At 65.9% G+C, this 23353-nt stretch carries 21 protein-coding genes; 6 read left to right on the top strand and 15 right to left on the bottom strand.

What is annotated here, in order from left to right:
- Positions 1 to 133: 133 nt before the first annotated feature.
- Both BM341_RS09570 and BM341_RS09565 read right to left on the bottom strand, forming a co-directional pair.
- Positions 134 to 1186 carry a GGDEF domain-containing protein gene (locus tag BM341_RS09570; RefSeq protein ID WP_089795328.1) on the bottom strand — a complete coding sequence of 351 codons (1053 nt, stop codon included), beginning with the start codon at positions 1184 to 1186 and terminating at the stop codon, positions 134 to 136.
- A gap of 358 nt (positions 1187 to 1544) precedes the next feature.
- Entirely contained in the window at positions 1545 to 1994 is a 450-nt protein-coding gene (locus tag BM341_RS09565; protein WP_089795326.1) for an META domain-containing protein, read from the bottom strand.
- A gap of 93 nt (positions 1995 to 2087) precedes the next feature.
- On the opposite strand from BM341_RS09565, the gene BM341_RS09560 reads away from it, so the two are divergent.
- The gene (locus tag BM341_RS09560) at positions 2088 to 2492 is read left to right on the top strand and encodes a DoxX family protein (RefSeq protein ID WP_089795324.1); all 405 of its coding nucleotides are present in this window, start codon (positions 2088 to 2090) and stop codon (positions 2490 to 2492) included.
- Positions 2493 to 2678: 186 nt separating this feature from the next.
- Here BM341_RS09560 and BM341_RS09555 read toward each other — a convergent pair whose 3' ends face one another.
- On the bottom strand, positions 2679 to 3365 hold the full coding sequence (locus tag BM341_RS09555; RefSeq protein WP_089795322.1) for a uracil-DNA glycosylase family protein: 687 nt from the start codon (positions 3363 to 3365) through the stop codon (positions 2679 to 2681).
- 41 nt (positions 3366 to 3406) lie between these two features.
- Positions 3407 to 3847 carry a VOC family protein gene (locus BM341_RS09550; RefSeq protein ID WP_089795320.1) on the bottom strand — a complete coding sequence of 147 codons (441 nt, stop codon included), beginning with the start codon at positions 3845 to 3847 and terminating at the stop codon, positions 3407 to 3409.
- A 184-nt stretch (positions 3848 to 4031) separates the two neighbouring features.
- Here BM341_RS09550 and BM341_RS09545 point away from each other — a divergent pair, with 184 nt between their 5' ends.
- Positions 4032 to 5102 (top strand): metal-dependent hydrolase, encoded by a 1071-nt coding sequence (locus tag BM341_RS09545; protein WP_089795318.1) that lies wholly within the window; start codon positions 4032 to 4034, stop codon positions 5100 to 5102.
- Between the two features lie 24 nt (positions 5103 to 5126).
- Here the strand turns inward: BM341_RS09545 and BM341_RS09540 are convergent, their stop codons facing one another.
- Positions 5127 to 5897 carry an MliC family protein gene (locus BM341_RS09540; RefSeq protein ID WP_175507842.1) on the bottom strand — a complete coding sequence of 257 codons (771 nt, stop codon included), beginning with the start codon at positions 5895 to 5897 and terminating at the stop codon, positions 5127 to 5129.
- Positions 5898 to 6003: 106 nt separating this feature from the next.
- A complete protein-coding gene (gene metE / locus BM341_RS09535) occupies positions 6004 to 8316 on the bottom strand; it encodes a 5-methyltetrahydropteroyltriglutamate--homocysteine S-methyltransferase (RefSeq protein ID WP_089795316.1) in 2313 nt (770 codons plus the stop codon).
- Positions 8317 to 8418: 102 nt separating this feature from the next.
- Here metE and BM341_RS09530 point away from each other — a divergent pair, with 102 nt between their 5' ends.
- Positions 8419 to 9333, top strand: a complete 915-nt coding sequence (locus BM341_RS09530; protein WP_089795314.1) for a LysR family transcriptional regulator — start codon at positions 8419 to 8421, stop codon at positions 9331 to 9333.
- Here the strand turns inward: BM341_RS09530 and BM341_RS09525 are convergent.
- Positions 9320 to 10921, bottom strand: a complete 1602-nt coding sequence (locus BM341_RS09525; RefSeq protein ID WP_342713883.1) for an ATP-binding protein — start codon at positions 10919 to 10921, stop codon at positions 9320 to 9322. The two genes, BM341_RS09530 and BM341_RS09525, sit on opposite strands and share 14 nt — an antisense overlap.
- Before the next feature lie 20 nt (positions 10922 to 10941).
- Positions 10942 to 11655, bottom strand: coding sequence for a winged helix-turn-helix domain-containing protein (locus tag BM341_RS09520; RefSeq protein WP_089795311.1), 714 nt, complete (start codon positions 11653 to 11655; stop codon positions 10942 to 10944).
- A 362-nt stretch (positions 11656 to 12017) separates the two neighbouring features.
- Here BM341_RS09520 and BM341_RS09515 point away from each other — a divergent pair, with 362 nt between their 5' ends.
- On the top strand, positions 12018 to 12224 hold the full coding sequence (locus BM341_RS09515) for a DUF3565 domain-containing protein (protein ID WP_089795309.1): 207 nt from the start codon (positions 12018 to 12020) through the stop codon (positions 12222 to 12224).
- Between the two features lie 91 nt (positions 12225 to 12315).
- On the opposite strand, the gene BM341_RS09510 is transcribed toward BM341_RS09515, so the two are convergent.
- Positions 12316 to 12495 (bottom strand): PLDc N-terminal domain-containing protein, encoded by a 180-nt coding sequence (locus BM341_RS09510; RefSeq protein ID WP_089795307.1) that lies wholly within the window; start codon positions 12493 to 12495, stop codon positions 12316 to 12318.
- 119 nt (positions 12496 to 12614) lie between these two features.
- Positions 12615 to 13280: a cupin domain-containing protein gene (locus tag BM341_RS09505; protein ID WP_089795305.1), complete on the bottom strand. Its 666-nt coding sequence runs from the start codon at positions 13278 to 13280 to the stop codon at positions 12615 to 12617.
- Positions 13281 to 13407: 127 nt separating this feature from the next.
- Between BM341_RS09505 and BM341_RS09500 the strand changes: the two genes are divergently transcribed.
- Positions 13408 to 15222 (top strand): monovalent cation:proton antiporter-2 (CPA2) family protein, encoded by a 1815-nt coding sequence (locus BM341_RS09500; RefSeq protein WP_089795303.1) that lies wholly within the window; start codon positions 13408 to 13410, stop codon positions 15220 to 15222.
- 10 nt (positions 15223 to 15232) lie between these two features.
- Here the strand turns inward: BM341_RS09500 and BM341_RS09495 are convergent, their stop codons facing one another.
- Genes BM341_RS09495 through BM341_RS09475 form a run of 5 tightly spaced genes read right to left on the bottom strand, consistent with a single transcriptional unit; the run spans position 15233 to position 21973 of the window.
- On the bottom strand, positions 15233 to 17554 hold the full coding sequence (locus BM341_RS09495) for an ATP-dependent DNA helicase (protein WP_089795301.1): 2322 nt from the start codon (positions 17552 to 17554) through the stop codon (positions 15233 to 15235).
- Positions 17551 to 19299, bottom strand: a complete 1749-nt coding sequence (locus BM341_RS09490) for a VRR-NUC domain-containing protein (protein ID WP_089795299.1) — start codon at positions 19297 to 19299, stop codon at positions 17551 to 17553. The genes BM341_RS09495 and BM341_RS09490 overlap by 4 nt, the downstream gene beginning before the upstream one ends.
- Before the next feature lie 46 nt (positions 19300 to 19345).
- The gene (locus BM341_RS09485; RefSeq protein ID WP_089795297.1) at positions 19346 to 20395 is read right to left on the bottom strand and encodes an NAD(P)H-dependent flavin oxidoreductase; all 1050 of its coding nucleotides are present in this window, start codon (positions 20393 to 20395) and stop codon (positions 19346 to 19348) included.
- On the bottom strand, positions 20392 to 21441 hold the full coding sequence (locus tag BM341_RS09480; protein ID WP_089795295.1) for a YihY/virulence factor BrkB family protein: 1050 nt from the start codon (positions 21439 to 21441) through the stop codon (positions 20392 to 20394). The genes BM341_RS09485 and BM341_RS09480 overlap by 4 nt, the downstream gene beginning before the upstream one ends.
- A gap of 7 nt (positions 21442 to 21448) precedes the next feature.
- Positions 21449 to 21973 (bottom strand): retropepsin-like aspartic protease family protein, encoded by a 525-nt coding sequence (locus tag BM341_RS09475; RefSeq protein ID WP_089795613.1) that lies wholly within the window; start codon positions 21971 to 21973, stop codon positions 21449 to 21451.
- A gap of 119 nt (positions 21974 to 22092) precedes the next feature.
- On the opposite strand from BM341_RS09475, the gene BM341_RS09470 reads away from it, so the two are divergent.
- Entirely contained in the window at positions 22093 to 23307 is a 1215-nt protein-coding gene (locus BM341_RS09470) for an E22 family MetX-like putative esterase (protein WP_089795293.1), read from the top strand.
- The last annotated feature ends 46 nt before the right edge of the window (positions 23308 to 23353 follow it).

The following is a 23353-nucleotide window of genomic DNA, read 5'->3' as shown; positions in this document are numbered from 1 at the left end:
GCGGGAACTCGATCAGCTACGAGAAGGGCCGAGGCGTGCCCAAGGACGAGGGCGAGCTGGAATAAGTTACGGCGGAGGCCCCCAAGGGCAAGGGCAAGCCGAGCTTCCCGAGCCGATGGCGAGGCAACGTTCCCTATGACTCGCAGACCGTGCGGTTGCGGCCCTGCGCCTTGGCCCGATAGAGAAGCTCGTCGGTTTTCTGCAAGCATCCATCCAGGTCACTGGAGCCGGTCAGTGAGCAGACGCCGATGCTGGCAGTAATGAAGAGCGGAGAGGAGATGTCATCCCGCATTGGCGTGGTGGCCAGGAGCTGGTGAAGCCGGTCAGCGGCATGCCGTGCTTCCGCCACGGTGGCCCTTGGCAGCATAACCACAAATTCCTCGCCGCCCCAGCGGCCAATCACATCGGCCTGTCGAAATGCCTCCCGGCACAAATCGGTGAAACGCACAAGGACCTCGTCCCCGGCCTGGTGGCCCAGGGCGTCGTTGACCCTCTTGAAGTGGTCCAGGTCGATCAGCATCAGGGCAGCAGGGGGAGCGCCGCGCTGTATCAGTGCTACCTCCTGGTTGAGGCGCTGCTCGAAGGCCCGACGATTGAGCAGGCCGGTAAGCGGGTCGGTGGCGGCGCGCTTGGCCAGTTCGTGCCGCGTCGCTTCCAGTTCGCGTATCAGCTCGGCCTGTTCGCGGTGGGCCTGCATCAGTTCCATGTGCGCCACCACCTGGTTGGCAAGGGCCTGAAGCGCGAAGCGTTGGCGTTCGGTCAGCTCGCGGGGCTGATAATCGAGGACACACAGTGTCCCCAGCGGATAGCCATCATGGCTTTCCAATAGTGCTCCGGCATAGAAGCGCAGGTGAGGCTCGCCGGTCACCAGAGGGTTGTTGGCGAAACGCGGATCCTGGGTAGTATCGGGTACGATGAACAGACCCGGCTGCAGGATGGCATGCGCACAGATCGAGACATCGAGTAGGGTCTCGCGCACCCCGAGCCCCTTTTCCGACTTGAACCACTGTCGATCGCGGTCAACAAAGGTGACGACGGCAATGGGCGCCTCGCAGATGAGCGAGGCCACTTCGACGATATCATCAAACGCTGACTCTTCTGGCGTATCGAGGATCTGGTAGTCGGCCAGCGCCTGTAAGCGCTGCTCTTCATACTCGGCTGAGCAGACATCGAGGTTGCTGGGCATTAGCGCGAAGGTGTTCCGGCAAGGCAATAGGCGGCCGTGGGCGCCACAGCCACCTCCTGCTGCACCTTCATCAAGGCGAACTTGTTGAGCATTTCCCCTCCCTGCGTGATGTTCTGCTCGGATCGGTTCCCGACAAACATTAAAGATAGTGAATGAGCGTCATGGGATGAGCAAGCAGAACCTGGCCTGTGCACTTGCCTGTCAGGCCAATAGCGGCGGGGCCGTGGAACTGATGGGCGCCTCCTGGCTGCTCCCGCCTCTAGGGTCTGGAGGTGGCGAAGAAGGTCACCTCCTCGACCGCCCGCGGCCAGTTGTGGTGGTGTCCAACCAACAAAGGGTAACTCGAACCCCATCCCGGTCAGCTGGCGCGGCGAAAGCCACCCAATACTCGCTGGTCCGGGCCGAAGAACACCAGGCGGTCGTGGTCGATCAGGAAGCGATAGGCGGTCTCGAGCATCTCCCTGACGCGCTCGGCGTCCTCCGCCTCGGGGCAGCTCCGACGGGTGGTGGCGAAGTCCTGAAATTCGATACGCTGGCGCTCACCCAGGCGCACCTGGCCGCGCAACTGGTTGCAGCCATCGCTGCCACTGACGCTGCCGTCGCGAGCGATCACGAAGTGCGCGCTCTCCGGCAGCGAGAGTCGCTCATTAGTCCCCACCAGCAGCAAGTTCCAGCGCGGCCCGACGATCGGCCCCGAAAGCTCGTCGGTGGGGCTCGGCTCCTGTAGCGCGGGCTGACTGCTGCACGCGGCAAGCACCAGCATGCCGATCAGCACGGTCAACGATTTGCTTAAACAATTGATCTTCATGGTATCTTCCTGAAGCACACGGCGTGAGCGAAAGCGCCAAGCTTGCCCCAATCGGGGCACCGAGACAATTCCCGCCTTCGACGAGGTCCTCGCATGTTGCACGCACTTCACAACGACGCCCTCGGCAAGCTGATCCTGCGCCTGGCCGTGGCCGGCCTGCTGCTGCCCCACGGCCTGACCAAGCTGCTGAACCCGGGCAGCCTGACCTGGATTGGTGACACCCTGGCCGGCCAGGGCCTACCAACCTTTCTTACCTACGGCGTGCTGGTCGGCGAGCTCGTGGCACCGGCCATGGCGCTGATCGGCTGGCAGACGCGGGTGGCCGGCGCGCTGATGGCGGGCAACATGGTCGTGGCCATCTACCTTGTCCACGGTCATGAGCTGCTTGCGCTCGGCACGGGAGGCGGCTGGGCGCTGGAGCTACAAGGCATGTTCCTGTTCGGCGCACTGGCGATCATGTTCCTGGGAAGTGGACGCATGGCCTACCTCCCCGACTGAATATTGCATTGCATCATCAGGATGCCTACGTAGCGGCAATTAAGGGCACGTCGACGCCGTGCGCGAGGTCAACGGGAAACAGCGCATCGCGCTTTGATGCCCAGGCGGCCAACGGAAGGGAGCCCGGTACCAGTGCGCCGGATGAAAATACGGACGAGGAGGACAGCGCCGCCCAGTACTTCTGGTTTAAATCAGGCGCTGGGCCACGCCAAGCTGTTCCAGGCGCGACTCGAGCAGCTCGGGAAAACGCTTGAACCAGGTCTGGTTAAGGGGCGAGGGGTGAGGCAGCGGCGCCAGTTCGAAGGTCGCGTCACGGCCATCCTCGAGTACAAGCGTAGTGGTGTGTATCGCCTCGAAGCAGTCCTCACGGCGCCAGAACGCATCCAGCGCCTGGCGCACCTCACGCGGCTGGTTGATGCCGAACCACAGAAAGGCCTCGCGCCCCAAGGTGATCACTTCGCGGCCCTGCCAGTGTGTGATAAGCAGCTCCGCCATCAGGGGCTGAAAGCGCTTTTTGACGGACATCGACCAGGCCTTGTTGCCGGTCGGCTTGTAGGGCACGGTGTTGGCCCAGAAGACGCGCCGCCCGACTTCCCGCGAGGCCTCGAAATCGGGCAGCGGCTCGCCATGCATGGCCAGATGAAGCCCCTGGCGCACCTTCTGGCCGCCGCTGCCGATGAACGGCTCACCCCACTTGACCTCCTGCTTGCCCGGGTCGCGACCCAAAAATCCCACTGGCGCATCGCTAGGACCCAAGCCAATGATCGGCTCGAAAGGATCCTTACCGAACTCCCGGTAGGTCGGAAGGTCGATCCCTTCGAGGTGCTGCGCCTCGCGCCGGAACGCCTCGCGCAGCGTATCGTCAAGTGACATCGCGCTCCTCCTTGAGCATTGCCACATGTGGCTGAAGTCGATTACCAACTACCGCTGTTCGCCATCGACGCCCAGGGCTCCTGGGACGGCAGGGGTTCCCCCTTCTGCAACAGTTCCACGGAAATGTTGTCCGGGCTGCGCACGAAGGCCATGTGCCCGTCACGCGGCGGCCGGTTGATGGTCACACCATTGGCCTGCAGATGCTCGCAAAGCGCATAGATATCGTCGACGCGATAGGCCAGGTGGCCGAAGTTGCGGCCGCCCGTGTATTCCTCGGGGTCCCAGTTGTAGGTCAGCTCGAGTTCCGGCGCCTTGAGCTCGGCGGAGCGCGGCTCATCCTCGGGGGCAGCGAGGAACACCAGGGTAAAGCGGCCCTTGTCGTTCTCCTTGCGACGCACTTCCTTGAGGCCGAGCAGGTCGCAGAAGAAATGCAGCGTGGCGTCGAGGTCGCTGACGCGAATCATGGTATGAAGGTATTGCATGGCAGGGGGTCTCCGGGTTCACTGATCGATCACGCTATCCTGACAAGCCTGGCCGCCCCTGCCAATCCCGGCGGACGACAACGAGAGCCTTCCGATGAGCGACTATTGCCATCTCGCGCCGGTGCAAGCGCGCGTTCTGGCCGCTGGCCCGGCCTGGACACGCATTTAACCAAGGACCTACGCGATGGATTCGATTACCCAGGCCGCCTTGGGCGCGGCGATCGGTGGCACCGTGCTGGGCCGACGACTGGGCCGCAAGGCGGTGCTGATCGGCGCGGTCCTCGGCACCCTGCCCGACCTCGACGTGGTCATCGATTATGGCGACGCCGTGGCCAACGTCACCGAGCACCGCGGCTTCAGCCATTCGCTGTTCGTGCTCGCGGGGCTGGCAACGTCGCTGACCCTGCTGGCCTCGCGCTTCGCGCCGGCCCGCGATATCGGCCTGCGCCACTGGGGGGTATTCTTCGGGCTGATTCTCTTGACCCACCCGCTGCTCGATGCGCTGACCACCTACGGCACTCAGATTTGGTGGCCGCTGGACGTGCGCCCCACCGCCTGGCCGATCTTTTTCATCATCGATCCGCTGTATACCCTGCCGCTGCTGATCGGCATCTTGGTGGCGCTGATCACCGGTAACGGTCGGCGCGGCCCCGCCTGGGGCCTGGCGCTGTCGTGCGGGTATCTGGTGTTCGCGTTCGGCGCCAAGGTAGTGGTGGAGCAACGTCTGGCGCCGGTGCTTGCCGAACAGGGCCTGGAGCAGGCGCCGCGGCTGGTGCAGCCCACTCCGTTCAACACCCTGTTGTGGCGGGTCACGGTGGCCGATGGTGACGTTTACCACGAAACCCTGGTGGGCCTGTTCGACGGCGACGAGGTCCCGGCCTTGGAGACATTCTCGCGAGGCGCCGACCTCGAGCCGGTCGCGCTGGCAACCCCGCATGGCCGGCAGCTCGACTGGTTCGCCGGTCCCTTCCTGCGCTACGAGACCCGCGAGCTCGGTGGCCGCGAGACGCTGGTGGCCACCGACATACGGCTGGGCTTTCCAGGCTTTCACCCCTTCGCCTTCACCCTGGCGACCCGCCAGGACGACGCCTGGCAGCCGGTGGCGGTCACCACCCAGCTGCCATCGGCGGCGCGGGGCAACCGCGAGGCGCTGGCCCGGCTGGGTTCGCGAATCCTGAGACCGCAGCCGATGCTGTGTACCAGCGACTTCGTGCCGCCTCAGTGGCGGGTCTCGGCCCCGGCGGCATGCGGCTGAGATCGTCGATCAGGGCTGTGCCTGTCAGGGCGCAATGCCCTGCCCGCAACCGCGATAGGTCTCGCCATCGAGGGTCAGGGTCACGCGGGTCGGGTAAGGCTCGCCGCTCATGCTGTCGAAGCAGGCGCCGGCCTCCAGGCGCAGCTCGAAGGGCGTGTCGGCCCGGCCGCTGGCCAGCTGCATCCGCCCCGCGGCGTTGTCCAGCGCCGTCACCCGATAGGGCAGGGTCAGCTGGCGTTCGCCGTAATCGAGCAGCAGGTCGAGTTCCGGCAGGTCGCTTGGCAGGCTGAGCGTCCAGCCCGGTTCCTGGCCCCGACCGTGGAACATCACGCCGGGGCGGTCTTGTCGGGTCATCGCCTCGCGCGTCATGTCGCGAGTGCAGTCGAGTCGCCCGCGAGGGCCTTCCACTACGGCCTGCTCGCCCTTGTCCCAGAGGCTCAGCTCACCCTGTTGATACCGCGCGCCACTGGCCACCACGGCCGGCGCCAGCCGCCAGGCGCCGTGTGCCGACCAGAGCCGCAGTTCGTCATCGCCATTCGCGGTGACCAGATCCTGGTCAGGGATACAACGCCAGGCGACGAAGGTCTCCGCTCCGCCGGCAAAGAAACTCGAGGGCATCAGCGGCGCCGTGGGTTTGACAACCTTGTCGCTTGAAGCGCCGCTGCGATCGGTCACCTCGGGCGGCGAGGCCGGCTCGCTTGGCGATACGGCGCAACCGGCCAACAGCAGGCCGACAACGAGCGGCATGAAAAGCGGCGTGAGACCACGGGCGGCAAGCGAAACGGAAAGCAGCATGGCAACTCCTTGGGTGCGACGAATATCCATAAGGAAAGCATGATACCAGTCACCACAAGATTAGGTGTGTGCTACCGACTCAACGCCAGCCTGATACGTCACGCTGTCAGCCATGCCGCTGCCTGAGCGTTCTGGCAGCCTCGACCATATTGGCCAGCGCCGGGGCGACTTCCGCCCAGCCTCGCGTCTTAAGACCGCAATCAGGGTTGACCCACAGCCGCTCGACGGGGATGCGCTCGGCGGCTTTTCCCATCAGGGCGATCATCCAGGCGACCTCGGGGATATTGGGCGAGTGAATGTCATAGACCCCCGGGCCAATCTCGTTTGGGTAGGCGAAGTCGCGAAAGGCGTCGAGCAACTCCATGGCCGAGCGCGAAGTCTCGATGGTGATCACGTCGGCATCGAGGGCGGCGATCGCGTCGATGATATCGTTGAATTCCGCGTAGCACATGTGGGTGTGGATCTGGGTTGCATCGCTCACTCCCGAAGCGGCGAGCCGAAAGCATTCCACCGCCCAGGCAAGATACCCCGGCCACTCGGCGCGGCGCAGCGGCAGGCCCTCGCGTAGCGCCGGCTCGTCGATCTGGATGGCGCGGATGCCCGCCGCCTCCAGGTCGAGCACTTCGTCGCGCAGCGCCAGGGCGATCTGACGACAAGTGACCTCGCGGGGCTGGTCGTCGCGGACGAAGGCCCATTGCAGCATGGTCACCGGGCCGGTCAGCATGCCTTTCATGGGCCGGTCGGTGAGCGACTGGGCATGCTTGCTCCAGCGCACCGTCATGGGGCCGGGCCGGCTGACATCGCCAACGATCACCGGTGGCTTGACGCAGCGCGAGCCATAGCTCTGCACCCAGCCGTTGGCGGTAAAGACGTAGCCCTCGAGCTGTTCGCCAAAGTACTCGACCATGTCGTTACGCTCGGCCTCGCCGTGGACCAGCATGTCGAGCCCCAGCGACTCCTGACGCACCACGGTCTCGGCAATCTCCTCGCGCATCCGTGCCTCGTAGGCCTCCACCGATAGCGCGCCGTGCTTGAAATCGCGCCGCGTGGCGCGAATCTCGGTCGTCTGGGGAAAGGAGCCGATGGTGGTGGTGGGAAACAGCGGCAGGTTGAGGGCTCGCCGCTGCGCCACGGCGCGCTGCGGATAGGCGCTCGCCCTTTGCGTATCTTCCGGCCTGACCCCTCCGAGGCGTTCGGCTACTGCGGGGCGGTGCAGCTGCACGGCCTCGCGGCGGGCCTGCAGCGCCAGGCTGGCGGCCTCGAGCCGCTCGCGATCGCGCGGCGTGTCGCGACCCTCGAGCAGCCGGGCAAGGGTCACGATCTCGTCGAGCTTCTGGCGCGCGAAGGCCAGCCAGCGTTTCAGGTCAGGGGCAAGTTCGCGCTCGTTGTCGAGATCCACCGGCACATGCAGCAAGGAGCAGGACGCCGACAGCCATAACCGCTCGCCCAGGCGCCGGCGTGCTTCCATCAAGCTGTCGCGTAGCCGGGCAAGGTCGGCTCGCCAGACATTGCGCCCGTCGATGGCGCCCGCGGAGAGCACCTTGTAGGCGGGCAGGCGGTCGAGCACCGCCTCGAGCTGCTCGGGCGCGCGCACCGCGTCGATGTGCAACCCCGCCACCGGGAGGTTCACGGCGAGGCCGAGGTTGTCGCCCAGACCGCCGTAAACACTGGCCAGCAGCAGCTTGACCGGGGCGCCGCCAAGTACGTGATAGGCACGCTCATAAGCCTGCTGCCAGGCGCGGGGCAGGTCCTGCACCAGCGCCGGCTCGTCGAGCTGCACCCACTCCACGCCCTGCTCGGCAAGACGAGTGAGAATTTCACCGTAGACCGGCAACAGCGCCTCCAGCAGTGCCAGGCGGTCGAATTCCTCGCCTGCCGGCGGCTCATCTCTGATCTTCCCCAGCCAGAGCCAGGTCAGCGGCCCGAGCAGGGTCACCTTGACCGGATGGCCCGCCGCCAGCGCCTCGTCGACCTGGTCAAACAGCGCCGAACTGGCCAGGCGAAAGCTCTGCCCCGCGTGCAGTTCGGGCACCAGATAGTGGTAGTTGGTATCAAAATACTTGGTCATCTCGCAGGCGGCGGCCGGCTCGCCGGAGGGCGCCCGACCACGCGCCATGCGAAAGGCGGTATCCAGGTCCACCTGGCCGTCGGCTATTTCCTGGTCGGCCTGGAAACGCCCCGGCACCGCGCCGAGCATCACCGAGAGGTCGAGCACCTGATCGTAGAAGGCGAAATCACCCACCGTCACCCAATCGAGTCCCGCCTCGCGCTGCTGCGCCCAATGGCGCTGGCGAAGCTCGGCGCCAGTGGCCTCGAGCGAGACTCGATCGAGCCCGCCCTGCCAGTAGGCTTCGGTTGCCCTCTTCAGTTCGCGGCCGGCGCCGATCCGCGGATATCCGGCAATATGAGCCAATGTCATGTTGGTTCCTCTCTGCATGAGCAATTCCGTACAGTCTTGCTGGCACGCAGAAGTGAATCAAACTAAACTTTTACATCTTCATTATGAAATGAGTTCATTGACATGCTCGAGCTACGCCACCTGCGCACCTTGCTCGCCCTGCGCGATGCCGGCTCGCTGGTCGAGGCCGCCGAACGCGTGCACCTCACCCAGTCGGCGCTCTCGCACCAGATAAAGGATCTGGAGGAGCGGCTGGACGGCCCGCTATTCGTGCGCAAGACACGCCCCGTGGAGTTCACCCGCGCCGGCCAGCGCTTGCTGAACCTTGCCGAGCAGATCCTGCCCCAGGTGCGCATGGCCGAGCGCGACCTGGCGCGCCTGGCTGGTAGCGAGCAGGGGCGCCTGCACATGGCCATCGAGTGCCACAGCTGCTTCCAGTGGTTGATGCCGACCATCGATCACTTTCGCAACCACTGGCCGGAGGTAGAGATCGACATTCCCGGGGGCCATCATTTCGACCCGCTGCCGGCGCTCGCCCGCGAACAGCTCGACCTGGTGATCACCGCCGACCCTCAGGCGCTGGCCGGGATCAGCTACGAGCCGCTGTTCCGCTACGAGGGGCTGCTCGCGGTGGCCCGCCAGCACCCCCTGGCCGGCAAGGCCTACGTTACGCCCGAGGAACTTGCCGCCGAGACGCTGATCACCTACCCGGTCGAGCATGCCAGGCTGGACGTCTTCACCCAGTTTCTTGACCCCGCTGGTCTGCGGCCCCGTGAGGTGCGCACCGCGGAGCTGACCATCATGATGATGCAATTAGTGGCCAGCGGTCGGGGGGTCTGCGCATTACCTAACTGGGCACTGACCGAATACCTGGAGCGTCGCTACGTGAGCGCCGTGGCGCTCGGCGAGCAGGGCGTATGGAGCACGCTGTTCGCGGCGATCCGCGACGAGAGCCGCGGCGCACCATGGATGGAAGACTTCCTGCGCACCGCACGCGAGACCTCGTTCGCGGTGCTGGAAGGCATCAAGCCGGCATGACCGGCCGGCGCGGCAGCAGGAGTGTGAAGCGGGCGCCACCCAGTTCCGGGCTGTCGTCCACCGCCACACTGCCGCCATGCCAGGTCATGACCTTCTGCACGATGGAAAGCCCTAGGCCGTAGCCGCCCGAACGACGGGCGCGGCTGTCATCGAGCCGGGCGAAGGGCTTGAAGACCTCCAGGCGCTCGCCGACCGGCACGCCGGGGCCGTCATCCTCCACGTCCATGCGCACCAGCCGCGGCTCGCCGTACAGGCGAATCACGACCCGGCTCTTCGCATGTCGGCAGGCATTGGCCACCAGGTTCTGCAGCGCCCGCTGGAGGTAGCGCGGCTCGGCGTCCACTTCCACCTCACCCCCATCGGCCAGCTCGATCGACAGATGACCATGCAGGGGCCGCAATGCCTCGATGACCCTCTGTGCCATGGCCTGGCAATCGACCAGTGAGGCCGACATTTCCTGCCCATTGATCGCTTCGCTGCCCAGTCGGGCGTAGGTCAGGATCTCATCGATCAGGCCGTCGAGCTCCTCGATATCACCGTCGATGCCTTCCAGCTGCCGCCTAACGGCCGGGTCGTCGGTCATGTCCTCGACCATCTGCATGGCGAAGCGAATGCGCGCGACCGGCGTACGAAGCTCGTGGGATACCGCACGAATCATGTCCTGCTGCGCGCGTAGCAAAGACTGAACCTGCGCCGCCATGCCGTTGAACGCCATGCCCAGACGCCCCAGGAAGTCGCCGCTCTCGACCTTGACGCGGGTATCCAGGCGTCCCGCGGCGATTCGCGAGGCCGCCAGCTCCAGCCTGGCCATCCGCGCCTCGAGGGCACTCATCACCAGATAGATCGGGAAGGCCGATATCCCCAGGATGAACAGCATCAGCAGCAGATGCAGCGACCACGGCATCGGCTCGAAAGAGGCGAACGGGCCAACCAACAGCCACCGTGGCAATCCGGCCGGAGTAATCACCTGTTGATAGACGGTAAGACCGCCCTGGCGACTGATCAACTGAATCAGCGGCTCGCCCGATGCCAGCTCGGTCAGCTGGCTTTCTTCCAACCCCGCTGGCGGCTGGCTGGTCAGCGTGACCGGCAGGTTCGCCGCCTGAAGCCGTGCCACCCGCTGCGGTCGCTGCCCCGCATCGCCATCGGCGAGCCAGCTGCCCATGTGATGGATCACCCGGCCCAGTTGGCGCTCGTCAAAACCGTTGAACCAGGCCTCAATCACCCGCGACTCATCGACTAGCCCCTGAGTGAGCCGCCAGCCCCCCGCGACGCGACTGACCAGCACTCTCCCGCTTTGCAGCCGCTGCCGGTCAAAGAAGCCATAATCCCTCTCTCTGAGCGGCGACAGACGTATCTCGATATCGAGTTCGCGGGCCATTCCCGCCAGCCACTCATCCCGCTGCGCCGGCTCGAGGTCGGCGAGACGCTCGCTCAGCCAGCGCATCGGCGCCTGGGCGAGATCCTCGCGGTACTGCTCGAGGCGTACCTGCTCGATGACCACGCGACCCGTCATGGCCATGGCACCCGCCACGACCAGGATCACGGCCAGGATGAGATAGAACCGCTGGAAGGAACCGATGGACAAGGACGACCTCGACATCGTGCTCAGCCATCCCTGACGAAGAGGTAGCCCTTGCTGCGCACTGTCTTGATACGGTGAGGCTGATTCGGATCGTCACCGATCTTGGGGCGAATCCGTGAGACTCGCACGTCAATCGAGCGATCCTGGCCGTCATACTTGATGCCGCGCAGCTGAGAAAAGATCTCCTCCCGCGTCAGGACCCGGCCCGCATTGCTGGCCAACAGCCAGAGCAGGTCGAACTCGGCGCTGGTCAGGTCAATGCGCTCGCCGGCAAGCCAGGCCTCCCGCGTCGCGCTGTCGACGTCCAGATTGCCGAAGACAAGGCGCGGCTCACCGCTCACGTCGCTGATATCGGTACGCCGCAGCAGAGCCCGCATGCGCGCCAGCAGGACGCGGGGCTGAACCGGTTTGGGCACGTAGTCATCGGCCCCCATCTCCAGCCCCAGCACCTGATCCATGTCATCGGTGCGGGCGGTGAGCATGAGGATCGGGCCTTGATACTCGCCGCGCACTCGGCGGCAGATCGACAGGCCATCCTCGCCGGGCAGCATCAGATCGAGAATTACCAGATCGGGATGCAGGGTCAGTATCCTCTCGACCCCGTGAGCGCCATCGGGCTCGACCGTGACACGAAACCCGTTGGCCTCCAGATAGTCACGCGTCAGGCCGGCAAGCCGCTCATCGTCCTCGATGATCAGCACATGATCTTGTTCCGGATGTTCCAAGCTGTCTTCCATCCTCTATATCCATCCTGGCAGGCAGGTAATCGGGTCGTGACGCGCCCCCATCGCCGGGCGGCAGCCGTCAATGGCTGAAGGATACCCGAAAAAGGCCATGTCGCCTTCACGTAGACAAACAACGACACCCAATCCTCCGAGAAATTGCGAGGGCACATTGCTTGCTGCACCCGCGAGGACTAACGTAATGGAGTATGTCAAACAGGCCAACCAGGAGACTTCGCCATGAGCGAACCCAAGAGCGTGATCAAACGGGTTTTCGTTCCCGCCCATGTCCGTGACCTGCCCAACGGCGAACGGGTCCGAGTGCCCGGCCATTACAAGCCTCCCAAGAATTGACGCACCCCACTGCCGCCTATCTAATGCAGCGACCCATCATCGGTTTTCATCGCGACGACGAGCGCCACTGGGTGGCGGAGCTGGCGTGCGGCCATCATCAGCATGTGCGTCATCAGCCACCTTGGGTCGAACGCCCCTGGGTGACGACGCTTGCCGGCCGCCGCTCGCGGCTGGGCATGCCACTCGATTGCGTGAAATGCGACCGAGGCGACCCCCGCGACTTCGTTTGATACCGACCTACCCTGCTGTTCCATCAGCCACGAACGAGAACGGGCAAGCGATATGCCTGCCCGATCCTACCGCTGACGCGGGTCAAGGTCGCTATCCCTTGGGCCCGAACAGGAACCAGACGATCAACCCGACCAAGGGGAAGAAGAGCAGAACGAGGATCCACAACACCTTGGCGAGGCCACCCGCCGTACTCTTGGCAACCTTTACGATCGCCCAGATCACGATGATCAGCCAGATAAGGCCCAGCAGGCCGCCTACTTCGATACCCATTCGACGTCTCCTTGTCGGTTTCCATTCGGCGAATTGCCGTCCCTATGAGTAGCACAGTAGCCGCGAAACGCCAATCGAGGCCAGTAGCGATTTGTCAGCACGGGTAACGGGGTCGCCGCTCACTCCGGCGCTAAGTGCCCAACCTTGACGTAGATCAGCGCGCCATCTTCCTGCGTGAAAGGCGTGTGCTGACTGCGATGGGGACTGCGCAGCCAGCTGCCGGCGGGATAAGCTCCATGCTCGTCATGGAAGGTGCCCTCGAGGACCAGGATTTCCTCTCCGCCCCAGTGGGCATGGGGCTGGAAGCGGGTGTTCGGCGCCCAGCGTACCAGCGCCACATGCTCACCCTCGAAGTCGTGAAGCGGGAGTACCTCCAGCCCGTCGACGAGACCGGGCCGCCAAGGCTCGGCGCGGGTGTCGATAGCCTTCTGAACAGTGTCGTCCGAGGAGAACTGGTGCAGCTTGACGAAGATCAGCGCCCCCTGCCCGCCCACCCGCGGGGCGTGAGCGGTGCCGATGGGGTTACGCAGGTAGTGGCCCGCGGGGTAGCGGCCGTGCTCGTCGGCGAACTCACCCTCCAGCACCAGGATCTCTTCGCCCCCGCCGTGCTCATGGGTCGGGAAGGTGCTGTTGGGCGCATAGCGCACCAGGGAGGTGGCGCGGGCCACTTCATCCCCGACCCGGTCGAGCATCATCCGCTCCACACCAGAGGTGGGAGACGCCACCCAGCGATACTGGTCGGGGGTCACTACCGCGCGGCGACTGAAATCGGCATTGAGTCGCATGATGCTCTCCTTCTGACTAGGCCTCTCGGTGCCAAGCCCGCCAATCTGGCCCGGCGTTTGCCTAACCACGACGTAGTTACCATCGGGTAGAATGGGTCTCCCCACCCCCGTTTGCAAGGAGGCACCCTTGGCCATCGGATTGTTGCTCAATATCCTCATCTTCCTCGCCGCTGCGGTGATGATCGTGCCGATCTTCAAGCGGCTGGGGCTTGGCGAGGTGCTGGGCTACCTGGCCGCCGGGGTGGTAATCGGTCCCTCGGTACTGGCGTTGGTCCCCGACGCCGAAGGAGTGCTGCAGTTCTCTCAGGTGGGCATCGTCTTCCTGCTGTTCGTGATCGGCCTGGAACTCAAGCCGTCGCGCCTGAAGGTAATGCGCAAGTCGGTGTTCGGCTTCGGCAGCCTCCAGGTGGCGGTGACCACCACGCTGCTTTCTGTGGCCGCCTGGTGGCTGGGCCTGTCGCCTGCGGCGGCGCTGGTGGTGGGATTCAGCCTGGGGCTCTGCTCCACGCCGCTGGTGCTGCACCTGCTCGGCGAGCGCAAGGAGCTGCAGACTCGCCACGGTCGTAATGCCTTTGCCCTGCTGTTGTTTCAGGATCTCGCGGCCATTCCGGTGCTGGCGGCAATTCCCATGCTGGCCGCCGACAGCTTGATGGCCGACGGGGCCCTGCCGCTGCTGCGTGAAGTGGTGGTCGCCGCGGGCGCCTTCGCGGGCCTGATCATCGGTGGCCACTTCCTGCTGCGCCCGCTGTTTCACTATGCCGCCGCCACCCGCAGCCGCGAGGTGTTCGCCGGCACCGCCCTGCTGGTGGTGATCGGCGCCGCCCTGCTTATGGAGCTGGCTGGGCTGTCCATGGCGCTGGGCGCCTTCGTGGCCGGCGTGCTGCTCGCCGACTCCGAATACCGCCACAGCATCGAGGCCGATATCGAGCCCTTCCGCGGGCTGCTGCTGGGGTTGTTCTTCATGGCCGTGGGCATGACCGCCCAGATCGCTCTGCTGGCCGAGATGCCACTGACGATTCTCGCGCTGACGCTGGGCCTGGTGCTGCTCAAGGGCGTCTCGATGGGCCTGGCCGCGCGTCTCTACGGCCGCGGCTGGAAGGAGTCGATCACCCTCGGCGTGCTGCTCTCCCAGGGCGGTGAATTCGGCTTCGTGCTGCTCTCCGCCGCAGCCGCCGTGGCCCTGCTCGACGCCGACCTGGTCGGCCTGCTGATTCTGGTAATCACGCTATCCATGGCGACCACGCCGCTGCTCTTCCAGGTGCACGTTCATGGCGTGCGCAAGCTGTTCCGCAAGCGCCGCGAGAAGACGAGCTACGACAGCCCGGCCGATGAGTCGCCGGAAATCCTGATCGCCGGCTTCGGCCGTTTCGGACAGATCATGGGCCGCGCCCTGCAGGGGTTGAAGATTCCCTATACCGTGCTCGACATCAATGCCGACCAGGTGGAATTTGTGCGCCGCTACGGCAACAAGGTGTATTTCGGCGACGCCTCGCGCATCGACCTGCTCGAGGCCTCGGGTGCCAGACGGGCCAGGCTTCTGGTGGTGGCCGTCGGCGAACCTCAGGCCTCGATGCGTATCGTCGAGCAGGTCAGGCGCCATTTTCCTCACCTCAAGCTCTATGCCCGGGCCCGAAACCGGTATCACGCCCACCTGCTGATGCGCGCCGGGGTCACGCATATCGTGCGCGAGCTGTTGCCCGCCAGCCTCGAGCTGACGCGTGACACGCTGATCGGACTGGGGATACCTGTTGATCAGGCCCAGCACACCGTCGACACCTTCCGCGCGCACGACGAGCAGGCCCTGATGCGCCAGCTCGAGGTGTTTGGTAACGAGAAGAAGCTCATCCAGACCATCCAGGAGGCCGCGCTGGAACTGGAGACACTCTACGAGGCCGACGAGGATATCGCCATGACCAGCCCTGCCATTAACCGCATCAAGTAGCGGTGACTCGTCAGCCGGCGGGTAAACGCCACCACGCCGGTAGCCGCGAACGCACCTCGTCGCGCGCGAAGCGATCATCCATCAGCACCAGCACACCGCGATCCTCGGGGCCGCGAATCACCCGCCCCGCCGCCTGCACCACCTTGATCAGCCCCGGTACCCGGTAGGCATAGTCGTCGCCGCGGCCGAAACGCGCCTCGAGCCGCGCCTTGAGCGCCTCATTGAAATCATCGAAGGGTGGGAGCCCCAGGGTGGCAATGAAGGCGCCAATCAACCGCTCGCCGGGCAGGTCGATGCCCTCGGCGAAGGCGCCCCCCAAGACCGCAAAGCCGATGCTCCGACCGCCGCTGGCGAATCCGGCCAGGAAGGCGTCGCGCTCGGCTTCCGGCATGCCGCGTCGCTGGGCGCGCACCGGAATCGCTGGCGCCGCTTCATGTAGCCGCGTCATCACCGCGTCGAGATAGGCGAAACTGCTGAAGAACGCCAGATAATGCCCGGGGCGCTGATGATACTGGCGGACGAGTTCGTCGACGATGGGCGCGATTGAGGCGTCGCGGTCGCGCATCCGGGTGGAAATGTCCGAGCGGATACGCACCTCGAGCTGATCGGCGACGAAGGGCGAGTCGACCTCCTGCCAGACGCTACCGGCCGGCAGTCCCAGCAGGTCGCGATGATAGTCGGCGGGACTCAGCGTCGCCGAGAACAGCACCACCGTTTGCGCCGCGGTGAAGCGCGGCGTCAGGAAGTCCGCCGGCACCAGGTTGCGCAGCCCCAGCACCGCGCGGCCGCGCGCGGGGCAGGACAGGTCGCAGAGCGAATGGTCACCGAAGGACTCGGCGAGCCGACAGAAGGCGAGCGCCTCGAACAGCACCTCCTGCAGCTCGGCGCCGGCCTGCTCCGGGTGCTCGCCGAGGTGCTCGGTGATCGCGCTGGCCAGCTGCTGCATCGCGGCGACCAGCTTGGCGGGAAGCGCCTCGAGGAGGCGATAGTTCGACGCGCCCTGCTCCTGGCACACCGACTCGCGCACGAGGGCCTGCCACTGCCGCGACGCACGCGCCAGTGGCCGGGACAGCGCCTCGGGTGCGAAGCGGCGCAGGCGGTTGAGGCGTTGCTGGTCCAGTTCGGTGCTGTACATGCCGCGGGCCCGCGCCACCAGGTTGTGCGCCTCGTCCACCAGCAGCCCGAACCGCCAGCCGTTGGCCTGGGCCAGGCCATGCAGCAAGGCGTTGGCATCGAAGTAGTGATTGACGTCACCGACGATGACATCGCACCAGCGCGCCAGCTCCTGGCCTAGATAGTAGGGGCAGACCCCATGCGCCAGGGCCACCTCGCGCAGGCCCTCGCCATCGAGCCAGCCCTGCGTGACCGCGGCCTCGCGCGCCGCCGGCAGCCGGTCGTAGAAGCCCGCCGCCAGCGGGCAGGACTCGCCGTGGCAGGCGCGGTCGGGATACTCGCAGGCCTTGTCGCGGGCCACCAGTTCCAGCACCCGCAGCGGCAAGGCGTCGTTAACACCCCTCGCACCTCCCTCCCCATCGTCATCCGTCCGCGCGTTAACACCCAGGCTGACCAGCGCGTCCAGCGCTAACCGTCGTCCCGGGGTCTTCATGGTCAGGAAGGCGATGCGGTCGAGCGACTGACGCGGCATGGCTGTGAGCAGCGGGAAGAGCGTGCCCAGGGTCTTGCCGATCCCGGTGGGCGCCTGGGTGAGCAGGCAGCGTCCAGTGGCCGCCGCCTTGTAGACGCCCTCGGCGAGTTCGCGCTGGCCGGTGCGAAACGACGCGTGCGGAAAGCGCAGCCGACGTAGAGCGGCGTCGCGGCGAACGCGATGCGCGGCCTCCTGCCGAGCCCAGGCGAGAAAGCGGCGACACTGGGTGGTGAAGAATGCCTGCAACTCCTCGACCGTGGCGGTCTCGGTCAGCACTGTCTCGCGCCCGGTCGCCACCTCAAGATAGACCAGCGCCAGGGTCACCGAACCGAGGCCCCGCTCGGCGCACAGCAGCGCCCCGTAGACTCTCACCTGCGCCCAATGCAGGGCGCGCTGATTCTCGGCCATGCGATCCAGCCGCCCGCGGTGGGTCTTGACCTCCTCCAGGCGATTCGCCGTCGGATTGTAGCCGTCGGCGCGGCCGGTCACGGTCAGCCCCTCGACGCGGCCGGAAAGCGTCAGTTCGGCCTCATAGGCATCGCCACGGCGCCCCGCGACCAGCGCATGACCGGCGATGCCTTCCCGGGCGCTGGGCGAGGGCGTGAAGCGGTGGTCGAGATCGCCGCTTCGTGCGGTAAAGTCGCACAATGCGCGGACGGCAACGCGGTAGTCCTCCGGCGGGCTCATGGCTCCGCCTGCCAGGTCACATGGCAGACGACGGCGGGCATGGCGTGGCGGTGGAAGAACGCCAGCCAGCGGCGCTGGTTGTCCTGGAGGCGATCGCCCGGTCCCTTGACCTCGATGAACCGGTAGCGCGGCTCGCCGCCCGAGGCCTCGGGAAGGAACTGGACCAGGTCCGGCAGGCCGGCGCGATTGGCCTTGAGATCCCCGAGCAACCGCTCGAAGCACAGCCGCAGATGCTCGGCCGGAAGGCAGGCCAGCGCCTGGTCGATCAGGCGCTCGTCGAGCACGCCCCAGTGTACGAAGGGATTGGCCAGCCCGTGCTTGTCTTGCCAGGTCGCGCGGATCGCCTCTCGGTAGCTGCCATCGGCAAGCTTGCCCAGGCAGGCAGCGAAACGCTCGCGGCGACGCGCAACGAAATCCTCGCGGTAGAGATCGGCCGGGCCATTGTGAAAGGGGTGGAAGAAGGCGCCGGGCAACGGCGCGAACAGCGCCTCCCAGCAGAGCAGGCCGAAGAGCCCGGTCAGCAGGGTATTTTCCACGTAGTGCACCGGCGTCAGGTTGCGAGACAGATGATCGCGCACGGCAATTTCCACACAGCGCGTCGCACCATCAAGGCCGAGCGGCGATAGATTCAGCGACCAGCGTTCGGTGTCGGGCTCGGCCGCACGCGGCAGCGCGGGCCGCCCCAGGCGACGGCGGAGCCGCGGCAGCAGGCGCTCAAGCGCCTGAGCCTCGGCGCCATCGCCCAGGCCGCCAGCCAGCCTGCCCAGGGCCCGCTCGGCGAGGGCATGGGCGCGCGCGTGTTCGCCGCACCGCTCCAACAGGCGTAAATGGCGGATGCGTGCCTCGCGCTCGCCGGTCTCGCCGTGCCCTTTCTCTACCTGCCCCGCCTCGGCATACAGCGACACGGCCGCATCGAGCTGACCTGTCCGCTCGGCCTCGCGCCCCAGCTGGAAGAGCAAGCGATTGCGCCGGCCGCGCAGCCAGGCATTGTCCGGGGGGATATCGGGCAGTTCGGTGTACAGCGAGGTCGGTACCTCGCCCTCCTCAAGGCGCTCGCGCAGCCGATGCAGGGCGAGATAGGCATCGACCTCATGGCGGTACTGGAACGCGCGGGACGACGATGTGAAGGGGACCCGCTCAAAGCGCTGGAGACCCAGCTCGGCAAGCACAAACTCCGACCAGTCCTGACGCAGGTTGCCGAAGAACATCAGCCGCAGCCGATCGCAGGTCGCCATCACGGCGAGGCGCACCACTCGGTCCGGCGCCTCAGGCCACCAGTCAGCAAGCCGGTGAGGCTCGGTAAGCCGCGGAGACAGCGCCTCGTACAGGTGCGCCTTGCCCGCGGTGCTCGTCAATCCTGCCGCCGCGATTTCGCCGGCCAGCGCGTCGCGCAGCTCCGCCAGGCGCAGCTGACGAAAGAGAACTTCAAACGGCAATGTCGGGTCGGGATCGACCCAGCCGGCTTCGACCAGCGGCGCGAGCGCCGCGGACGTATCACCGATCTCGGCATAGGCGAGTTTCGCCAGGCGAAAATGCTCACCCTTGCGCATCACCATGCGCACCAGCAGCGCCTGGGAAGGCCGCGGCAGTATCATGAAGCCGGTGATGAAGTCGCGCTCGGCCTCGTTCAGCAGATCCCCATGACGCTTGGCGACCCAATCCAGTACGAAGCGGAAATTCGCCAGATAATAGAAGGGGTCGTCCAGCGACGCGGTCACCGCAGCAGAAGGGAAAGCACTGTTCATGCATCCATGATATCAAGCTCGCCGGGGCGGTGACAGCAGGCGTTGCCTATCGCGGTGGAGACAGCCCCTTCGCCAATGCCTTTACGACCTCGGCCGCCGGCACCTCGCGACAGCCGCTGGCATTCTGCCCGGCCCATAGCGGCGAGAAATCGCCGCTGCCCTGCGCCTCGGCGGCGGCGCGCAGCGGGGCGATGGCGGCCGTAGCCAGCGGGAAGGCGGGAGCGGCTTCGCCGATCGGGCCGAGTTCGCGCATCAGCCGGGTGACGATGCCGCGGGCCGGGCGACCGCTATAGAGGTTGGTCAGCGCCGTATGACGCGCCGCGTCGCTTTGCAGTGCCTGACGATGCAGCGTCGAGGTGGTCGCCTCGGGGCAGCACAGGAACGCGGTGCCGACCTGTACCGCCGAGGCGCCCAGCGTCAGCGCCGCAGTCACGCCATGGGCATCGGCGATGCCACCGGCGGCGATGACCGGCACCTCGACGGCGGCGACGATCTGCGGCAGCAGCGCGAAGATGCCGACCTGGGTGGTGAGCGCATCACTCAGGAACATGCCGCGATGGCCGCCGGCCTCCAGACCCTGGGCGATCACCGCATCGACACCTCGTGCCTCCAGCCACCGCGCCTCTTCCACCGTGGTCGCCGACGACAGGACGATCGCGCCCCAGCTCTTGACGCGCGCCAGCAGCTCTGGCGCCGGCAGGCCAAAATGAAAGCTCACGACCTGGGGACGAAACGCCTCGAGCGCATCGCAGGCCTCGTGGTCGAAGGGCCGGCGCCCGGGCCCCGAGGTCACGCTGCCGATATCCAGGCCGAATTCGGCGTAGTACGGCGCCAGCGCGGTGTGCCACTGGGCCTCACGCTCGTCGTCAGGCTCCGGCGGGGTGTGACAGAAAAAGTTGACGTTAAGCGGTCGGTCGGTGCGCTGTCGGATCAGTGCGAGCTCGTCGGCCATGGCGTCAGGGCCGAGCATCGCACAGGGCAAGGCGCCCAACGCACCGCTCGCCGAGACGGCGGCGGCCAGTGCGCTGCCCTGCACGCCCGCCATGGGCGCCTGGAGAATCGGCAGGTCGATGCCCAGTCGGTCGGTCAGTGTCATGAAGTATCTCCTTGGTCGGCGGTGTCTTGACCGGCGGCGTTATGATGGGCGTCGTTATTTCCGGAAGCGTTGCGCTTGCGACCGACTCGTCGCCAGGGCCATTTGCGGCCCAGGGTATCGGCGGCGTAGGCGTCGCGCTCACCCGGGGGGCGGGGCTCGCCGACGGTGGTATCGCGAAAGGTCTGGCGCTCCATTTCCGCATTGATCTCCGCGCCCAGCAACACGACGAACGCCGAGAGCCAGAACCACAGCATCAGCATCACCACCGCGCCCAGCGAGCCATAGACCTCGCTCAGATTGACCACGCGGCCGAAGTAGAACGACAGCCCGCCGGAGCCGACCAGCCACATCAGCGTGGCGATGATGGAGCCGACACTGAGCCAGCGCCAGCGCGGCGGCCGCCGATAGGGCCCGAAGCGGTAGAAGACGGCGATGACCAACATCATTATCAACAGCAGCACCGGCCAGCGTAGCCACACGATCACCGTGACCAGCTGTGTATCGAGGCCCAGCATGCCGATAGCCAGCGGGAAGAAGGCGACGAAGGTGATGGCGATGAGCAGCACCAGGATCAGCCCCAGCGTCAGCACCGCGACGATCAAGCCGCGCTGCAGCGACCCCCGGCGGTCCGCTTCGCCATATACCACATTCAGCCCCACCACCATCCACAGCACACCCTTGGAGGCAACGAACATCGCCACTACCACGCTACCCAAGGCCGTCAGGCTGAGGCCGGTGCTGGTGCTCTCGCTAATCTTGCGGGCCTGGTCGTTGATCAGGCTCGACGCCTCGGGCGGCAGATAGCGGCTAAGCTCGACGATCTGGTTCGCCAGGTCCTGGGGGTTCATCACCAGCGCCCAGATCGAGATGATCGCGGCGATGGTCGGAAAGAGCGCCAGCATGGCATTGAAGGCGATGCCGGCGGCCATCATGGCGACGAGGTCCTGAAGGGCCTCCTGCTTGACACGCCATAGAATATCCAGCCATCCAGCGGCGGGGATCTGACCGGGCTTGCCGGCGCAGCGACCGCGTTTGGGCTTCGCCATAAGCACCTCAGTTGCGTTGCGGGGGAAGGAGCATCATCTGCGAGTCACGAATCTCGATATCGAAACGGTTGAGAAAGCTCATTCCCAGCAGCGCCGTATCACCATCCATCCCCGGGCTGATCGACCCTCGCACCTGGCTGGCGGAGAAGCCGCCCAGGCTCACCTCATCAAGTGTAGTGAGCTCACCGCGTACCCGCCCATTGGCGGTATTGAACCAGGCGCTGCCGTTGGAGGCGAGACCCAGCCGCTCAGCCAGGTCGCCGGGCACAGCCACGTAGGTCGCCCCGGTATCGAGCAGAAAATCCACAGGCTCACCATTGATGCGCCCGGTGGCCACGAAATGGCCCGAGCGGTTGCGCTCCAGCACTACCGGTTCACCCTCGCCACTCACGGCATTGACCAGATGGGCATTGGGATTGCGCTGATTCTCCAGATAATCATGGAACCACCAGCTTCCGGTGCCCAGAAACAGCATCCAGAACAGCAACATCATGCCGAGCCCGGTACGCCGGGTAGAACGCTCTTCGCTCATGACAGACCCTCCCGGGCCGTTGATGAACATGGGTATCCGTGCGTTGACATCCGGCACCCTCCTGTCTGTACTGAACGCCGTCCGCTCGCCCCCAAGGTCAAACACAAGGATAACGCCCCATGCAGGACAGCACCCGGCTTTCGACCCCCGCAAGCGTCCATCATTCCCTTGTTGCCGGCGTCTGCCTGTGCGCCGCGCTGCTGGCCGGCGGCGCCCACGCCTGGGAAGGCCTGGTCGAGAAGCAGGTCTTCGAGATGGACGAATACACCACCCGTGGCGGCGAGACCATTGCCCCGCTGACGGTGGGCTGGGAGGCCTACGGCACCCTCAACGAGGCCCGTGACAACGCTATCCTGATTACTCATTTCTTCTCAGGCACCAGCCAGGCCGCCGGGCGCTACGCAGAGGACGGGCCGGTCGGCTACTGGGACAGTATCATCGGGCCCGGCAAGCCGCTGAACACCGACGAGTATTACATCATCGCTTCGGACACCCTGGTTAACCTCAATGCCCATGACCCGAACGTGATCACCACCGGCCCGGCATCGATTCGCCCCGAAACCGGCGAACCCTGGGGCATGGACTTCCCGGTGGTGACCATCGGCGACTTCGTCGACGTCCAGAAGGCTCTGCTCGAGAGCCAGGGCATCGAGCAACTGCACGCCGTGATGGGCGCCTCCATGGGGGCGCAGCAGGCCTACGAGTGGGCCAGCAGCTATCCCGACCGGGTCGAGCGGCTGATCCCGGTGATCGGCGCCGGCGAAACCGACCCCTGGCTGTTAGCTACGCTCGGCGCCTGGGCCGCACCGATCCGCGTGGACGCCAACTGGAACGACGGCGACTACTACGCTGGTGAACCACCCATGGACGGCCTGCGCGAGGCGCTCAAGCTCGTCACCCTCAACGCCAACCACTGGCAGTGGGCCAACGAGACCTTCGATCGAAGCTGGGCCGACGAGGATGCCGACCCCACTCGAGACCTCCACGCCCGCTACGCCATTGAGCAGACTCTGGACGACATCGCCGCGGCCCGCGCCAAACTCGCCGATGCCAACCACCTGCTCTACCTGGTGCGAGCCAACCAAGCCTTCACGGCGGGCCACGGCGAGAGCCTGGAAGCAGGGCTGACCGACATCGAGGCCCCGACGCTGATCCTCTACAGCGAGGACGACCTGGTTTTCGTCCCCCCGAGTGTGCGCCGCACCGCCGACCTGATCGCCGCCGACGGCACCCCGGTGGAGCTGATCCCTCTGGCGGGTAACCGTGGCCACCTGGACGGCGTCGTTTCCATCGACCAGGCTGGCGAGGCGCTGAGCGACTTCTTGTCCAAGTAAGAGAGCGCAGCACCTGAGGGGCTCGGCCTGCCAAGCAGGCGCCGGC

It is taken from the genome of Halomonas korlensis, from assembly GCF_900116705.1.
Lineage (GTDB): Bacteria > Pseudomonadota > Gammaproteobacteria > Pseudomonadales > Halomonadaceae > Halomonas > Halomonas korlensis.
This window is presented reverse-complemented; position numbering and strand designations above follow the sequence as displayed.

What these genes read in the sequence shown, in the direction of transcription:
- BM341_RS09570 (WP_089795328.1), bottom strand. Translation starts at nt 1,186, where the DNA reads ATGCCCAGCAACCTCGATGTCTGCTCAGCCGAGTATGAAGAGCAGCGC.
- BM341_RS09565 (WP_089795326.1), bottom strand. Translation starts at nt 1,994, where the DNA reads ATGAAGATCAATTGTTTAAGCAAATCGTTGACCGTGCTGATCGGCATG.
- BM341_RS09560 (WP_089795324.1), top strand. Translation starts at nt 2,088, where the DNA reads ATGTTGCACGCACTTCACAACGACGCCCTCGGCAAGCTGATCCTGCGC.
- BM341_RS09555 (WP_089795322.1), bottom strand. Translation starts at nt 3,365, where the DNA reads ATGTCACTTGACGATACGCTGCGCGAGGCGTTCCGGCGCGAGGCGCAG.
- BM341_RS09550 (WP_089795320.1), bottom strand. Translation starts at nt 3,847, where the DNA reads ATGCAATACCTTCATACCATGATTCGCGTCAGCGACCTCGACGCCACG.
- BM341_RS09545 (WP_089795318.1), top strand. Translation starts at nt 4,032, where the DNA reads ATGGATTCGATTACCCAGGCCGCCTTGGGCGCGGCGATCGGTGGCACC.
- BM341_RS09540 (WP_175507842.1), bottom strand. Translation starts at nt 5,897, where the DNA reads ATGCTGCTTTCCGTTTCGCTTGCCGCCCGTGGTCTCACGCCGCTTTTC.
- metE (WP_089795316.1), bottom strand. Translation starts at nt 8,316, where the DNA reads ATGACATTGGCTCATATTGCCGGATATCCGCGGATCGGCGCCGGCCGC.
- BM341_RS09530 (WP_089795314.1), top strand. Translation starts at nt 8,419, where the DNA reads ATGCTCGAGCTACGCCACCTGCGCACCTTGCTCGCCCTGCGCGATGCC.
- BM341_RS09520 (WP_089795311.1), bottom strand. Translation starts at nt 11,655, where the DNA reads ATGGAAGACAGCTTGGAACATCCGGAACAAGATCATGTGCTGATCATC.
- BM341_RS09515 (WP_089795309.1), top strand. Translation starts at nt 12,018, where the DNA reads ATGCAGCGACCCATCATCGGTTTTCATCGCGACGACGAGCGCCACTGG.
- BM341_RS09510 (WP_089795307.1), bottom strand. Translation starts at nt 12,495, where the DNA reads ATGGGTATCGAAGTAGGCGGCCTGCTGGGCCTTATCTGGCTGATCATC.
- BM341_RS09505 (WP_089795305.1), bottom strand. Translation starts at nt 13,280, where the DNA reads ATGCGACTCAATGCCGATTTCAGTCGCCGCGCGGTAGTGACCCCCGAC.
- BM341_RS09495 (WP_089795301.1), bottom strand. Translation starts at nt 17,554, where the DNA reads ATGAGCCCGCCGGAGGACTACCGCGTTGCCGTCCGCGCATTGTGCGAC.
- BM341_RS09490 (WP_089795299.1), bottom strand. Translation starts at nt 19,299, where the DNA reads ATGAACAGTGCTTTCCCTTCTGCTGCGGTGACCGCGTCGCTGGACGAC.
- BM341_RS09485 (WP_089795297.1), bottom strand. Translation starts at nt 20,395, where the DNA reads ATGACACTGACCGACCGACTGGGCATCGACCTGCCGATTCTCCAGGCG.
- BM341_RS09480 (WP_089795295.1), bottom strand. Translation starts at nt 21,441, where the DNA reads ATGGCGAAGCCCAAACGCGGTCGCTGCGCCGGCAAGCCCGGTCAGATC.
- BM341_RS09475 (WP_089795613.1), bottom strand. Translation starts at nt 21,973, where the DNA reads ATGAGCGAAGAGCGTTCTACCCGGCGTACCGGGCTCGGCATGATGTTG.
- BM341_RS09470 (WP_089795293.1), top strand. Translation starts at nt 22,093, where the DNA reads ATGCAGGACAGCACCCGGCTTTCGACCCCCGCAAGCGTCCATCATTCC.